The organism is Brevundimonas sp. (genome assembly GCF_050729455.1).
In the GTDB taxonomy this organism is placed as follows: domain Bacteria; phylum Pseudomonadota; class Alphaproteobacteria; order Caulobacterales; family Caulobacteraceae; genus Brevundimonas.
This window is the reverse complement of sequence record NZ_JBOHLI010000002.1, coordinates 79900-94340: the sequence shown is the minus strand read 5'-3', so window position 1 is coordinate 94340 and position 14441 is coordinate 79900. Positions and strand designations below refer to the sequence as shown.

Below are 14441 nucleotides of genomic sequence, written 5' to 3'. Positions count from 1 at the left end.
GGGACGGAATGATCAAGTACATCGGCTCAAAGCGTGCGCTTCTGGGCCATGTCACGGGTGCGGTGCGCGCCGCCCTGCCGGACGGCGGGACGGTCTGCGACCTGTTTTCCGGTTCGGCCCGCGTCGGCCACGCGCTGAAGGGGCAGGGGTTCCGCGTCTGGTCCAACGACCACAACGCCTACGCCCACACCCTGGCCACGGCCTATGTCCAGGTCGACCGTGAACGGTGGGCGGACAAGGCCGAGGCGGTTCTGGCCGAACTGCGGACCCTGACGCCCGAGGCCGGCTGGTTCACCAAGGCCTTCTGCGAGGACGCCCGCTTCTTCCACCCCGACAACGGCGCCCGCATCGACGCCATGCGCACCCGCATCGAGGCCATGGGGCTGGAGCCCGAACTCAAGGCCGTGGTTCTGGTCGCCCTGATGGAGGCGGCGGACCGGGTGGATTCCACCGCCGGCCTGCAGATGGCCTATATGAAGCGCTGGGCGCCGCGCGCGCTGAAACCGCTGGAGCTGCGGCTGCCGGACCTGCTGCCGGGCGTGGCGGCGGGGCCGTGCAAGGCGACGCAGGGCGACGCGGTCGAGATCGCCGATCAGGTCGAGGCCGACCTGGTCTATCTGGACCCGCCCTATAACCAGCACTCCTATCTGGCCAACTACCACTGCTGGGAAAGCCTGGTGCTGTGGGACAAGCCCGAGACCTACGGGATCGCCAACAAGCGGGTGGACGTGCGGACCCGCAAGAGCCCGTTCAACAGCCGCCCCGGCATCGGCCCGGCCCTGCAGTCCGTGGTCGAGCGGCTGAAGGCACCCAACCTGATCGTCAGCTTCAACGACGAGGGCTATCTGAGCCGCGAGGACCTGGTCGCCATGCTGTCGGCGCGCGGACACGTGCAGGTGGTCGAGATCCCGCGCCCCCGCTACGTCGGCGCCCGCATCGGCATCCATAACCTGAAGGGCGAGAAGGTCGGGGCGGTCGGGCGGTTGCGCAACGTCGAGCACCTGTTCGTCGTGACCGAAAAACCGCTCAGCCTGCCCGTCGCCGCCTGACGGGAACCATAGCGCGGCGACATGGTTACCGGTGGCATGAGCATGCCGATTCATCGTCCGCCCACGCACCGCCGCGCTTCGGCCGGCCTTCCCAACTGGGCCATCATCGCCGCGATCGTCCTGGTTGTCGTGGTGCTGGGGCTCCTCGTCGGCGGCGCCCTGGGGCTCTAGGCGGTTTCCAGCAAGGCCTTGATCGGCGCCCAGCTGCGGCGGTGGGCCGGGCAGGGGCCGAGGGTCTTCAACGCGGTCTGGTGGATGGGGGCGTTGTAGCCCTTGTGGCTGGCGAAGCCGTAGCCGGGATAGACGGCGTCCATTTCGATCATCAGCCGGTCGCGCGCCGTCTTGGCCAGGATCGAGGCCGCGGCGATCGATAACGACAGGGCGTCGCCGCCGATCACCGGCGTGACCGCGCAGGGCAGTTTGAATCGGTAGTTGCCGTCCACCAGGGCGTGAACCGGCGGATGGGCCAGGGCCTCGACCGCCCGGCGCATGGCCAGGCCGGTGGCGTGCAGGATGTTCAGCTCGTCGATCTCCTCGACCGAGGCGAAGCCGACGCCCCAGGCCAGGGCGCGGGCCTTGATCTCGGGCTCCAGCGCGGCGCGGCGCTTCTCCGTCAGGGCCTTGGAGTCGTCGATGCCGGGCGGCAGGTCGTCCGGGTTCAGGATCACCGCCGCCGCCGACACCGGCCCGGCCCAGGGACCGCGCCCGGCCTCGTCCACGCCGCAGACGTGACCGTTCCACGCGGCGCGCGCCTCCAGCTCCAGCATCAGGGTGGGGAAGGGGCGGTCGATTTTAAGGACGGCTTTGGGCGACTTCATCGTGCGTCAGTGCCACGAACCTCGGCGTGGTGGAAGGTGGAGTCAGACGCGCGGAATGTCAGCTAACGACGAGTTCACGGCCACGCGTCAAGCAGGACTGGCTTCTGGCCGGATGGCGCGAAAGTCTGCCACGATAGCTGTCGCCATCTCATGCAGCCTTCCTAGAGTGACCACGACCTCAGCGCCTGGAAAGGGTGTGTCTTCGGGGAAGACCTCTGCAATCCCTGGGTTGCTGCCCTCAACCAACTTGATCCGCACGATGCCTGCATCGAAATCAGTTGTGTCGGCGGTGACTTCTGGTGTTGTAATCATCGCGGCGACCGGGATAATTGCGTTGTGTTTATCGCGCAGGTCTAGGTCGTGCAGTCCTCTTAGATCTGCATTTCCGCCTGTAAACGGCTGCCATTGGCGAAGCAGTGCAACCGCATCCGTTCCGGCTCTATTAAACCGCTTAGAAACGATCATCTCTTCAAGCTGATCGGCATCTGCCGCGAAAGGGAAATGCACTCCTCGTGTGCCCGGATGTGCGCTGTTCACAAGCTGAACAGCAAGGATGTCTAAGCTTGTTCTGAGGTTGTGGACCGCGTCACCGATTAAAGCGCTCACAGATCTCGGAAGAGCTTTCACAGAGACACCTAGGTGAGCCAAGCTGCCGCTCTCGTCATAGCGGGCATCTACGACGGCAGGGTGCGTTGCGTGGTGCTCAGTGATCCAGCGCGCTAGCTCATCGATATGTGCCCGCGCACGGTCGAGCTTAATATCGCAATCTTGGAACATGACGATCCCCCTCGTCCTATGATCTGCTCTTAGCTGCCACTTTGTGAGCACTGTGGTTTACCATTCGCAATAGGTCGAAAGCCGACCACTGCTCCCTAAATCAGGCCTTGGCGACTATCCCCGGACCGTCCACAGCACCCACCTCCCCATGACGGAAGCAGGTCGTCTGGTGATCGTTGACCATGCCGACCGCCTGCATGAAGGCGTAGGTGATGACCGGGCCGCAGAATTTGAAGCCGCGGGCCTTCAGGGCCTTGGCCATGGCGACGCTTTCCGCCGTCTGGGTCGGGGCCTCGCGGAAGTGGCCCCACTGGTTCACCAGCGGCTGGCCGCCGACGAAGGACCAGAGCCAGGCCGAGAAGTCCTCGCCGCTGTCCCTCATGTCCAGCCAGATGCGGGCGCCGTTGATGGCGGCCTCGATCTTGGCCCGTGAGCGGATGATGCGCGGGTCGGCCAGCAGCCGGGCGCGGTCGGCGTCGTCGTAGCGGGCGATGATCTCGGGATCGAAGCCGTGGAAGGCCTCGCGCATCCCCTCGCGCTTCCTCAGGATGGTGATCCAGGCCAGCCCGGCTTGAAAGCCGTCCAGCACCAGCTTCTCCCAAAGGGCCCGGGGATCATACTCGGGCACGCCCCATTCGGTGTCGTGATAGGCGATGTAGAGCGGGTCGCTCGTCCCGCACCAGCCGCAGCGGCCTTCAGCCTTTTCGGATTCGGTCATGGGACGATGTTGCTGGAATGTTCTGATTGGGCAAGCAAAAAGGCCCGACGTTTCCGCCGGGCCTCTCGCATCGTTGAGCCTGCCGCCTACAGCCGCTCGACCGTGAACCCGCGCGCCTTCAGCATATCGATGACGCTGTCCTGATCGGCCAGGTGGGCGACGCCGACGGCGACGAAGGCCGTGCCAGAGCCCCGCATCATGGTCTCGATCTGGCCGGTCCAGTCGGCGTTGCGGACGACCAGGGCGGCGCGGTGGATGTCCTCGTGCACGTCGCGGGTGTCGGTGCGGTTCAGGCGGCCCACCTCGGCGGCGTCGCCCTTGAGCCAGGCGGCGACCGTCTGATCCAGCTTGGGCACGATCTGGCCGCCGTTGCGGACGTAGTTGTTCAGATAGGCGATCTGGGCCTCCTCGCTCATGCCGGCGATCAGGCGCAATTGGCGGTCGGCGGTCTCGAAGCCGCGGATGGTTTTGCCCTCGGCGCGGGCCCGGTCCATCAGGGTCTTGTCGACCCCGGCGTCGGGGCGGTAGCCGGCCTGCAGGGGCGCGGTGCCGGCGACCATGAAGGCGGCCAGCCAGGGGCGGTAGGCGTCCATGGCCGCGCCGCTGGCGCCCACGCCCTGGGCGGCCTTGTCGAAGGCGGCGAAGTCCTCGGCCGACAGGATCGACGACAGGGGGCGATCAGGAGTGACGCCGTGCTGCTGGGCCACCCTGGCGGCGACGCTCGGGTCGTCCTGATCGGCCACCTCGACCCAGAACTGGTCAGCCCCGGCGAAGGCGGCATCGACCTTGTCCGAGCCCCAGGCCGTGCCGGGGCGCAGATAGTGAACCGTGCCGAACAGATAGACGGTGGAGTCCGCGTCCCTGACCACCCACAGCGGGGGACCGGCGCCCTCGGCGCGGGGGATGGCTGCGACGGCGGCGGGCGCGGCGGCTTGCTGGGCGTGGGCGGCGCCGGGGAAGGCGGCCAGCACGGCGCTGACGGCCAGGGCGGCGCAGGCGCCGAAGGCCAGACGCGAGACGTGGTTGGCCGCTTGGCCCATGCGGTTGGCGAGGGTCATTAGTTAGTCCTTTGAATGTCGGTGTGTTTTTGAGGGTTGGCGGGCGCGGGGCTCGCCGAGATCACTGAACGAAGATGGCTTCGATCGGTCGGCCGAAGAGGCGGGAGATGCGGAAGGCCAGGGGCAGGGAGGGGTCGTAGCGGCCCTTCTCCAGCGCCTGGATGGTTTGACGGGAGACGCCGAGCTGTTCGGCGAGGTCGGCCTGGGTCCAGTTGCGCTCGGCGCGACAGACCTTGAGGCGGTTCACGAAATCACTGGTCATCGGCGGGCGGCCCACCAGAAGCACCAGGCGGCGCCGTAGCCGACGGCCTGAGCGGCGAAGACGCCGAGCACGCCGGTTGCGACCAGGGCCGCGTCCGAGTGGGGCACGAAGGCCGGCAGCAGGTTCACGTCCATCAGCGTGGCGGCCACGACGCCGGCGCCGCCGACGACCAGACCCAGATTGCCGCCCCACCACCAGGCCCATTTGTGGGCTTCCTGGGCGGCTTCATCGAGGGCGCGCCACCAGTAGAGGCTGTGAATGGCGGAGAAGACGGCGACGGCGGCGGCCAGCAGGACCACGCCCAGTTGCGGCGCGTTGCCCAGTTGGGCGGGCCAGAAGGGCGTGGCGACCGTCAGGCCCGAGGAGACCACGACCAGGGCGCACAGGCCCACGGTCAGGTCGTTCATTTTCTTGGTGTTCGCGGCGGCGGTCGTCTTGGCTGCGGTGTTCATGACAAGCTCCCATGTCGTTGTGACAAGTGAACTTTACCAACACCGCGTTTTGCGTCAAGTGACTTTTACATCATGACAAGCAGATTTTCCGTTTCCCGGAAATTAGCCTTGAAAATCAGGGATCCAGCCGGGCTTCTCGACGCGCACGGGGCGGCCGTCGACGCTCAGATCGCCCTCCAGACGGTCCAGACGCATCAAGGCGATGGCGCGGCCCTCGGCACCGGTCATGACCTCGCCGGCGCGCAGGTCGCCGTTCAGCACCTCGGCGCCGCGTTCGGGGGCGGGGCCGTCGAAGGCGATGGCCATCATGCGGTTCTTGATCGTGCCGCGCCGCTTCATCCGCGAAGTCGTTTCCTGACCGATGAAGCAGCCCTTATGGAAATCGATGCCGTTCAGCAGGTCGAAGTCGGCCTCGATGGGATAGGTCTTGTCGGTGAGCGCATCCTTCGTGGGGTCGGGCACGCCCAGGGCCAGCCGGTGCGCCTGCCAGTCGGCCTCGGTCGCGTCGGTCTCGCACTGGTCGCCCCAGCGACGGCCGCCGAGGTCCGGGAGGCGGGGGTCGGGGACGAAGCCCTCGGGCGCCGCGTTCCAGGCGACGAAGACGGCGTCGGGGATGGGCATGACCTCGACGTTGGAGCGCAGACGATACATCGACAAACGCTGGACCAGGGCCTCGCGCCGTTCGGCCGCGACGTCCAGCACCACGCCGTTCTCCTCGCCCCACAGGAAGAGGTCGAACAGCAGCCGGCCCGGCGGGGACAGCAGGGCGCCGAAGCGCAGGGCGCCGGGCTCCAGCGTCTCCACGTCCTGCGTCAGCAGGTTGTGCAGGAAGGGACGGGCGTCAGGGCCGGTGACACGGATCAGGGCGCGGCTGTCGAGGCGGGCGATGGACATACCGCCAAGATAGGGAGGCGGAGGCGAGGTCTCCAGCCCATCCTTGTCCGAACCGACGAGCGGTCAGCGCCCGTAGCGGGCGATGCCCAGGTCCGCCGTCTCGATGTCCGGGGTCTGGCCGCTGACGATGTCGGCGATGACCCGGGCCGAGCCGCAGGCCATGGTCCAGCCCAGGGTGCCGTGGCCGGTGTTCAGGAACAGGTTGTCGAACTTCGTCTTGCCGATGACCGGCGTGCCGTCCGGCGTCATCGGGCGCAGGCCGGACCAGTAGGTCGCCGCCTTCAGGTCGCCCGCGCCGGGGAAGAGCGAACCGACCGAATGCTCCAGCGTGTTGCGGCGCTGTTCCGGCAGGACGTTGTTGTAGCCCGAGATCTCGGCCATGCCGCCGACGCGGATGCGGTCGCCCAGACGGGTGATGGCCACCTTGTAGCTCTCGTCCATGATGGTCGAGACGGGGGCGGCGGGCTCGTTCACGATCGGGGCGGTGATCGAATAGCCCTTCACCGGATAGACCGGCAGGGTCATGCCCAGCGGCTTGACCATCTGCGGCGAATGGCTGCCCAGGGCCAGGACATAGGCGTCGGCGGTGACCACGCCCTTGTCGGTCTGGACGCCCGAAATGCGGCCCTTGTCGGTGATCAGGGCCTTGATGGCGGTGTCGTAGAGGAAGGTCACGCCTTGCCCCGTCGCCACGTCGCCCAGGGCGTTGGTGAATTTGAAGCAGTCGCCGGTCTCGTCCTTGGGCAGGCGCAGGCCGCCGACGAACAGGTCGCGCGTGGCCTTCAGGCCCGGCTCGGCGCGGATGCAGCCCTCCTGATCCAGCACCTCGAACGGCACGCCGCCCTGGCGCAGGACCTCGGTGTCCTTGTAGATGCCGTCCAGCTGTTTCTGGGTGCGGAACAACTGCAGGGTGCCCTGCGTGCGGTGGTCGTAGTCCAGGCCCAGCTCGGCGTTCAGGGCGGTCTGAACCTCCTGGCTGTATTCGGCCAGACGCACCATCCGCGCCTTGTTCAGCGCATAGCGGGCCGAGGTGCAGTTGCGCAGCAGGGCCAGCAGCCAGCGCGCGGTGGCGACGTTCACCTGGGGGTGCAGGATCAGCGGGGCGTGGCGCATGAACAGCCATTTCACCGCCTTGGCCGGGATGCCGGGCGCGGCCCAGGGCGAGGAATAGCCGGGCGAGATCTCGCCCGCGTTGGCGAAGCTGGTCTCCAGCGCCGGGCCGCTCTGGCGGTCGATCACCGTGACCTCGTGGCCGGCCTTGGCCAGATAGTGAGCCGTCGTCACGCCGATGACGCCGGCGCCCAGGACTGCGATCTTCATGGTCTTGACCTTACGCGAACCTTCCGCGCGTCGATCCCTAGACCAGTTTTTGCGTTTGTCGAGCCATCAAGGCGAGCGTCCGCTGTAACATTCTGGAATACCGGAACAGATCGGCCCGGATCGTGCTGATCCGGGCCGATTGCTTGCTCACTTTATGAAGCGCTTTTCGACGGGAGCGTAGCGGTCCCAGACCGCCTTGTCCGCCAGCGAGCGCAGCAGCTTCAGGTATTCCGCGTGGGTCCAGGCCAGGGGGGTGGCCGAGTTGGTGCCTTCGCCCATCGCCTCGCCGTACGCCGTCGGGACGCCGACGCCGTCCCAGACCTGTTCGGGCAGCAGCAGGCCGGCGTTGGCGAAGCGCTCCATGCCGCGCACATAGGTCTGGCGGATGGCGGTCAGCGACGCGTCGTCGGCGCTCCCGGCCTCAAGCGCGCGGGCCAGCTCATAGTGGCCGCGTTCGCCGGTGAAGAAGGGCCAGACCCGGCCGCGCTGGCCCGGGGCCATGACGCCGCCGACGCCGTAGCCCTTGCCGTCCGACACGTCCTCGCCATAGCCGTCGACGCCATAGCGGCGCCAGCCGGGGGTCTGGTCCCCCGCCGGCCCGAAGTCGTAGCGGACGCGGTAGAGGTCCTCGCGCGCCGTGTCGTCGTATTCGCCGAGCGTGGCGACCACGTGCTCATCGTTCGCGGCGCGCACGCCGTAGCGCACCAGCTCCAGGAAGCCGCCGTCGATGACCCGGTCCTCGGCCGGGGCGATCTGGCCGTTGGCCTCGCCGATCGGCGCCTTGTCGTTGGGGTTATTGTTGCGGGTGATGCGGACGTAGTAGCGCCCGTCGCCGAAGTCGCCGTTGGTGGTGAACATACTGGCCTCGATCTGCGAGGCGTAACGGTCGGCGGCGGCCTGATAACGTTCAGACCCCGCAGCGTCGCCTGCGGCCCGCGCCATCTCGGCGGCCACGGTCAGGCCAGCCACCACGGCGGCGGTGCTGGACGGGGAATAGCCCTGCTGCTCCTCCCAGCGCTCCTGCTGGGTGAAGGGCGGGCGGATCTCGTTCTTGTTCCAGTCTATGTCCACCTGGCCGCCGTCGACCAGGAAGTCGGCCGCGGGCTTCAGCATCTTCGCATACATGTCCGCCATGTCGGCGTCGGACAGCCAGCCCATGGTCCACAGGCGGTGGCCCAGCATGAGGGGCATGGCCGTCTGGTCCAGCTGGATCGCCATCCATTCCAGCGTGCCGTCCACGTGGGTCTTCTGCAGGAACCAGCCGCCGTCGCCCTTGTTGCCGGGCGTGTCCGGCCCGACCTGGACCTGCGGCAGATAGTGGAAGGCGGCCAGCGGCGTTTCCCTGTCGCCGAGCGCCGCGAAGGCCATGGCCACCTGATAGAAGTCGCGCGGCCAGACGGCCTTGTAGCCGGTCGAGGGCCTGCTCGCGTCCACCGTGTCGCCCCACGGGTTGGACAGGGAGGCGATCAGGGCGCCGGCGTGGGTGTGGTCCTCCTGCACCTTCAGCATCAGGGCCGAGGCGTAGGCCAGCTTGCCTTCGTCGGTCCCCTGCGCCGCCACGCGCGGCAGTTCGGTCAGGGAGGCGACATAGTCGGACCAACCGACGCGCTCGCCTTCACCGTTGAAGCGCTTCAGCACCTCGTCCAGCCCGGTCGTCAGGGCGGCGTCGGCCTCACGCTCCGCCGCCGCGCGGCTGTCGCCGAAGCCGATGACGAAGTCGCGGCTGATGCTCTGACCCTGCTCCAGGCGCGGCAGGGCGCCGGTCAGCATGATGTTGCCGCCCGCCTCCCCGGTGGTCGTGAAGGCGGGCAGGGCGCCGGCCCTCAGCCCGGTCAGGCCGTCCGACACGCCCATGAAGCCGAGGCTGGCGGCCTCGAACGGGGCGCTGGGGCGCAGGGCCAGATGGACGTTTCCTTCATGGGCGTAGAGGCCGGTCGCGGAGGCTTCGCCCCGGTCGTCCACGCCGGTGTTGGCCATGTGCGGCTCCAGCAGGACATAGGGCGTTACGCCGCCCTTCAGCGCCCGCACGGTGACGCGCAGGACCAGGGCCTGATCGTCCGGGTCGGTGAAGACCTGCTTGTCGATGGCGAAGCGCCCGGCCTTGTCGGTCGTCGTCACCTTGTAGGCGGGCGACAGGGGGCGGCCCTCGGCGTCCTTGTGCAGGTAGTCGATGGTGAAGTCGGTGTCCGCGCCCTCGACGGCCAGGCCGCTGTCGGTGGCGACGGCCAGACGCAGCTGCTTGATCTGGGCCTCGTGGATCAGGCCGTACATGGTCTCGGTCAGGACGCCGTCGGCGATGGAGAACCAGACCTTGGACACATCACCCGTAGGTCCGCCATCGCGATAGTCGCCGTCGACATAGGCCTCATAGGAAGTCCCTGCGCCCACCTTGGCGGCATAGGCCCAGGTCGGGGTCTCGCCCGGCGCGCCCGGCGCAGTTTGCGCGGATGCGGCCCCGGTCAGGACGGAGGCGGCGACGCCGGCCAGGATCAGGCTCTTGAAGATAGGCATGGAAAAGTCTCTCGCTCAGGCAGGCGTCAGCAGGAATTTCAGCGGCACGTCGAGACGGCCGTTCCACGAGGCCTCGTTGTGCTGATGGCCGGGGAACAACAGGGTCTGGAAGTCGCGCGGGCCGTAGCCCTTGTCGCGGAAGACGGCGTCGATGCGGCTCTGGAAGGTGGCGTAGAACTGATCCAGGGTCTCGTCGCCGCGGTCGAAGTAGAAGCGGTGCGACCCCGGCGCGGGCAGGCCCTCGGCCACCACGCGGGTCCAGGCCACGACCACCTTGTCGCGCCAGAGCGCGAGGGCGGCGGGATCATCCAGCCCGTCGATCCGCAGCGGCCAGTGGGTCGACAGGCAGGCGGCGCCGCCGAAGACCTGCGGATGCTTCATCACCGCATAGAGGGAGATCAGCCCGCCCATGCTGGAGCCGCTGACCAGGGTGTCGGACGGTCCGGTCAGGGTGCGGTAGGTCTGGTCGATGAAGGGTTTCAGCTCCTCGACCATGAAGCGCAGATACTCATCCGACAGGGGCGCGCCGCCGTAGATGGCCTGAACGTCCGCGCGAACCTCGGCGGGCAGGGCGGCGATCAGGTCGGCGGGGACATATTCGCGTAAGCGAAGCGACGTGTTCCAGATCCCGACGACGATGGGGGCGCGGACCTGACCGTCGGCGATCAGGCGGCCCAGATGCTCGTCCACGCCCCACTCGCCGAAATTGGCTTTCGACGCGTCGAACAGGTTCTGGCCGTCGTGCATGTAGAGGACGGGATGACGCTCCGACCCCGCCTCATAGCCGGGCGGCAGCCAGACGGTGACGTTGCGCGGCTGGACGTGGGCGGAGGCGAAGTCGGGGTGTTCGACCAGCCTGCCGTCGAGGGGGGCGTCGGCCATCGCCTTGCCCGCGAAGGGCAGGGCGGCCAGCAGGCCCAGGGTCATGCGGCGCGACAGGCTCACGCCTTATGCTCCCGCACGAACAGGGCCGAGACGGCGGCGATGAAGAAGCTGACGCCGCCGATGATCAGGGCGTAGACCGCCTGACCCTCGAACAGGTGCTTCAGGATCAGGCCGAGGATGGTCGCGGCCAGCAGCTGCGGCACGACGATGAAGATGTTGAAGACGCCCATATAGACGCCCATCTTCCGCCCCGGCAGGGCGCCCGCCAGAATGGCGTAGGGCATGGACAGGATCGAGGCCCAGGCGAAGCCCACCCCGATCATCGGCAGCCACAGCAGGGCCGGATCGCGGATCACGGCGACGCCGATCAGGCCGAGCCCGCCCAGCACCAGATTGATGGCGTGGGCGCCGCGCCGTCCGGTGCGCCGGGCCACGACCGGGATCAGGAAGGCGGCCAGGGCCGCCACCCCGTTATAGACCCCGAACAGCACCCCCACCCAGTCGGCCCCGGCGTTGTAGGCCGCGCTGGTCGGATCGGAGGAGCCGTAGTGGACCGCCGTCACCGTGGCGGTGGTGTAGATCCACATGGCGAACAGGGCGAACCAGCTGAAGAACTGGACCACGGCCAGACCCTTCATGGTGTCGGGCATGGCGAAGACGTCGTCGAGAATCTCGGTCAGGCCGTTGGTCCGCGCCGCCCGGCGGAAGGCGGCGACGGCCAGCTGCAGGGCGCCGAAGACGGCCAGGGCCCCGGCCAGGATGTAGAGCTCCTTCTCCCACCCCGAGGCGAAGACCACGGCGGCCACCGCCGCGCCCAGCCCCAGGAAGGTCAGGCCGCCCAGGCCGTAGAGGCCCGCGCCGCGTTCCGGCGAAGTCGGCGCCGGGTCGTTCTCGGCCACGCCGTCGAAGGCGGCGATCTCGGCCGGGCTGTATTCCCTGGTGGTGAAGACGGTCCACAGCACCGCGCCCAGCAGCCCGGCCGCCCCGACGTAGAAGGCGATCTTGACCGACAGGGGCACGGCCCCCTCCGCCGCCGTCGAGGCGACGTGGAAGACGTTGGACAGCAGCCACGGCAGGACCGAGGCGAAGACCGCCCCCGTCCCGATGAAGAAGCTCTGCATCGCATAACCGGTGGTGCGCTGCTCCTCCGGCAGGTTGTCGCCGACGAAGGCGCGGAACGGCTCCATGGTCACGTTGATCGAGGCATCCATGATCCACAGCATGGCGGCCGCGAACCACAGGGTCGGGCTGTTCGGCATCAGCACAAGCGCCGCCGAGGTCAGCAGGGCCCCGAACAGGAAATAGGGCCGACGGCGGCCCAGCCGTCCCCAGGTCTTGTCGCTGAAGTGGCCTATGATCGGCTGGACCAGCAGGCCCGTCACCGGCGCGGCGATCCACAGGATGGCCAGGCTGTCGATCTCGGCGCCCAGGGTCTGGAAGATGCGGCTGGTGTTGGCGTTCTGCAGACCGAAGCCGATCTGGATGCCGAAGAAGCCGACGCACATGTTCCAGATCGCCCACATGGACAGGCGGGGCCGCGTGGCGCGCGGCGTCCGGCCTTCGGCGGACAGGGGGGCGGCTTCGCTCATCGGCGCGACTTCCTTCCCAGCGGCACGAAGCGGATGGCCTGACCGCCGCCGGGGGCCAGGTTCAGCGTCAGCGTATCAGCCGAGGTCACCTCGCGCTGCTCGATGACGATGTCCTCGCGCTTGCCGCGATAGTCGGCGTTGGGACCGTCGCGATAGATTTCCGCGCGATAGCGGCGGCCGGCGTCGAGGAAGGCCAGGGGCGCGGTCAGGCTGCGCGGATGTTCGTCCGACACGGCGCCCAGGGCCCAGACGTCGGAATGGCGATCCTTGCGGGCGATGACGACGAAGTCGCCGATCTCGCCGTCCAGAACCTTCGTCTCGGCCCAGTCGACCGGCACGTCCTTGATGAACTGGAAGGGCGCCGGGTTGGCCTCGTAGTGGACCAGCAGGTCCGCCGCCATCTGGATCGGGCTGTAGATGACGACATAGAGGGCCAGCTGCTTGGCCCAGGTGGTCTGGATGCCGCCGGGGCTGCGCGTCTCCATGCCGAAGATGCCGGGCGTATAGTCCATCGGCCCGGCCAGCAGGCGGGTGAAGACCAGGTTGGCCTCGTGCTCGGGCGGGTTGCCCGGCTGGCCCCAGGCGCTGAACTCCATTCCTCGCGCGCCTTCGCGGCTGATCATGTTGGGATAGGTGCGGCGCAGGCCGGTGTCCTTGAACGGCTCATGGGCGTTGACCGCGACCTGATATTTCGCCGCCGTCTCGATGACCCGCATGTGGTGCTGGGCCATGGGCTGGCTTTCGTGCCAGGCCATGACGGCGCGGCCGTCGGGTCCGGCCACCCGCGCCGCGCCCGCGTCGGCGACATAGCCGGTCTTGACCGCGTGCATGCCCAGACGCTGATAGAGGGCGAAGCCCGCCTCCATCTGCGGCTCATAGTGGAAGGCGTTGCCGCCCGTCTCATGGTGGCCGATCAGCTGCACGCCCCTGGCCCGGCCGTGCGCCGTCACCCGCTCGATGTCGAAGTCGGGATAGGATTCGGTGAAGCTGAAGTCCGAGCCGTTGGCGAACCAGTCGCCGTCCCAGCCCTTGTTCCAGCCCTCGACCAGCACCCCGCCGAAGCCGTGCTCGGCGGCGAAGTCGATGTGTTTGATGGCGTTTCCGGTGGTGGCGCCGTGCTTGGGACCGGAACCCCAGGTCTTGAGGTCGAGGTGCATCTCCCACCAGACGCCGAGGTATTTCATCGGCTTGAACCAGCTGACGTCGCCCAGTTTGTTGGGCTCGTTCAGGTTCAGGATCAGGCTGGATTCGACCAGTCCGGCGGCGCTGTCGCTGATCTGCAGGGTCCGCCACGGGGTGTGGAAGGGCGCCTGGCGCACCACGGCGGCGTTGGTCAGGCCGGGGGTCAGCTGGGCGCGGAACTTCAGCCCCTCGGCGCGGCGCAGGTTCATGCCCGCATAGTCGATCAGGGCCGCCTCGTGGATCGAGACGTGCAGGCCGCTGTCGCCGCGCACCGTCATCGGCGTCTGGGCGCTGCCGACCGCGTCGATGCGGGTGCGGTTGTAGAGGTATTCCTCGCGGTTCCATTCCCAGGCCGGAATCCACCAGGCCTCGCCGTCCTCGGACAGGTTGAACTCGGTCAGTTCGGCGCCGATGCGAACGGTCTTCAATCCGTCCTGCTTGGGGAATTCGTAGCGGAAGCCCAGGCCGTCGTCATACAGGCGCCAGACCACGTCGAAGCGACGGCGCAGACCCGTCTTCTCGACGAAAGAGACCCGCCATTCGTTGTAGTGGTTGCGCACATAGCGACGCTCGCCCCAGGGCTGCTCCCAGGTCTCGTCGACCGTGACGGGGGCGCTGGCCGTGAGCGTCATGTTGCGCTCCAGCATCGGCGCGTCGGTCAGCAGGAAGCCCAGCCAGGAGGTCTCCACCACCTTGCGGCCCAGACGGCTGACCGCATAGGTCGGACGCCCGTCGTTGTCGGTGGCCATCTCGATCGTCAGCACCCCGCCCGGCGACGAGGCGCGCACGGCGTTCGAAGTCGTCTGCGCCGCCACGGGCGCGCCGAAGGCCAGGGCGGAGACGGTCCCGAGGGCGAGGAATGACCGGCGTTTCAACATTATCAGGATACCCCTTTGGGCCTATCGCCCCGCGCGCGGCGTGGGACT

Annotated in this window: 14 protein-coding genes; 2 read left to right on the top strand and 12 right to left on the bottom strand. The window is 68.0% G+C overall.

From position 1 onward, the window contains the following. Positions 1-8: 8 nt before the first annotated feature. Together ACREEF_RS01065 and ACREEF_RS01060 are read left to right on the top strand one after the other, a co-directional pair. Positions 9-1049 carry a DNA adenine methylase gene (locus tag ACREEF_RS01065; RefSeq protein WP_431563758.1) on the top strand — a complete coding sequence of 347 codons (1041 nt, stop codon included), beginning with the start codon at positions 9-11 and terminating at the stop codon, positions 1047-1049. Between the two features lie 42 nt (positions 1050-1091). Next, the gene (locus tag ACREEF_RS01060; protein WP_431563757.1) at positions 1092-1220 is read left to right on the top strand and encodes a hypothetical protein; all 129 of its coding nucleotides are present in this window, start codon (positions 1092-1094) and stop codon (positions 1218-1220) included. On the opposite strand, the gene ACREEF_RS01055 is transcribed toward ACREEF_RS01060, so the two are convergent. The 12 genes from ACREEF_RS01055 to ACREEF_RS01000 form a co-directional block, all read right to left on the bottom strand. Beyond that, the gene (locus ACREEF_RS01055) at positions 1217-1867 is read right to left on the bottom strand and encodes a ribonuclease HII (protein ID WP_431563756.1); all 651 of its coding nucleotides are present in this window, start codon (positions 1865-1867) and stop codon (positions 1217-1219) included. The genes ACREEF_RS01060 and ACREEF_RS01055 overlap by 4 nt on opposite strands. 87 nt (positions 1868-1954) lie before the next feature. Continuing rightward, entirely contained in the window at positions 1955-2644 is a 690-nt protein-coding gene (locus tag ACREEF_RS01050) for a hypothetical protein (protein ID WP_431563755.1), read from the bottom strand. A gap of 100 nt (positions 2645-2744) precedes the next feature. Continuing rightward, on the bottom strand, positions 2745-3362 hold the full coding sequence (locus ACREEF_RS01045; RefSeq protein ID WP_431563754.1) for a DNA-3-methyladenine glycosylase I: 618 nt from the start codon (positions 3360-3362) through the stop codon (positions 2745-2747). Positions 3363-3448: 86 nt separating this feature from the next. Then, entirely contained in the window at positions 3449-4420 is a 972-nt protein-coding gene (locus tag ACREEF_RS01040; RefSeq protein WP_431563753.1) for a TraB/GumN family protein, read from the bottom strand. Positions 4421-4481: 61 nt separating this feature from the next. Beyond that, positions 4482-4682: a helix-turn-helix transcriptional regulator gene (locus tag ACREEF_RS01035; protein WP_431563752.1), complete on the bottom strand. Its 201-nt coding sequence runs from the start codon at positions 4680-4682 to the stop codon at positions 4482-4484. Continuing rightward, positions 4679-5134 carry a hypothetical protein gene (locus ACREEF_RS01030; RefSeq protein WP_431563751.1) on the bottom strand — a complete coding sequence of 152 codons (456 nt, stop codon included), beginning with the start codon at positions 5132-5134 and terminating at the stop codon, positions 4679-4681. The genes ACREEF_RS01035 and ACREEF_RS01030 overlap by 4 nt, the downstream gene beginning before the upstream one ends. Before the next feature lie 102 nt (positions 5135-5236). Next, positions 5237-6028: a YgfZ/GcvT domain-containing protein gene (locus ACREEF_RS01025; protein ID WP_431563750.1), complete on the bottom strand. Its 792-nt coding sequence runs from the start codon at positions 6026-6028 to the stop codon at positions 5237-5239. A gap of 63 nt (positions 6029-6091) precedes the next feature. Continuing rightward, on the bottom strand, positions 6092-7348 hold the full coding sequence (locus ACREEF_RS01020; RefSeq protein ID WP_431563749.1) for a D-amino acid dehydrogenase: 1257 nt from the start codon (positions 7346-7348) through the stop codon (positions 6092-6094). A 147-nt stretch (positions 7349-7495) separates the two neighbouring features. Further along, the gene (locus tag ACREEF_RS01015; protein ID WP_431563748.1) at positions 7496-9859 is read right to left on the bottom strand and encodes a glucan 1,4-alpha-glucosidase; all 2364 of its coding nucleotides are present in this window, start codon (positions 9857-9859) and stop codon (positions 7496-7498) included. Positions 9860-9874: 15 nt separating this feature from the next. Continuing rightward, entirely contained in the window at positions 9875-10804 is a 930-nt protein-coding gene (locus ACREEF_RS01010) for an alpha/beta hydrolase (RefSeq protein WP_431563747.1), read from the bottom strand. Continuing rightward, positions 10801-12333: an MFS transporter gene (locus ACREEF_RS01005; RefSeq protein WP_431563746.1), complete on the bottom strand. Its 1533-nt coding sequence runs from the start codon at positions 12331-12333 to the stop codon at positions 10801-10803. The genes ACREEF_RS01010 and ACREEF_RS01005 overlap by 4 nt, the downstream gene beginning before the upstream one ends. Beyond that, positions 12330-14393 carry a glycoside hydrolase family 97 protein gene (locus ACREEF_RS01000; RefSeq protein WP_431563745.1) on the bottom strand — a complete coding sequence of 688 codons (2064 nt, stop codon included), beginning with the start codon at positions 14391-14393 and terminating at the stop codon, positions 12330-12332. Before ACREEF_RS01000 ends, ACREEF_RS01005 begins: the two co-directional genes overlap by 4 nt. Positions 14394-14441: the final 48 nt, after the last annotated feature.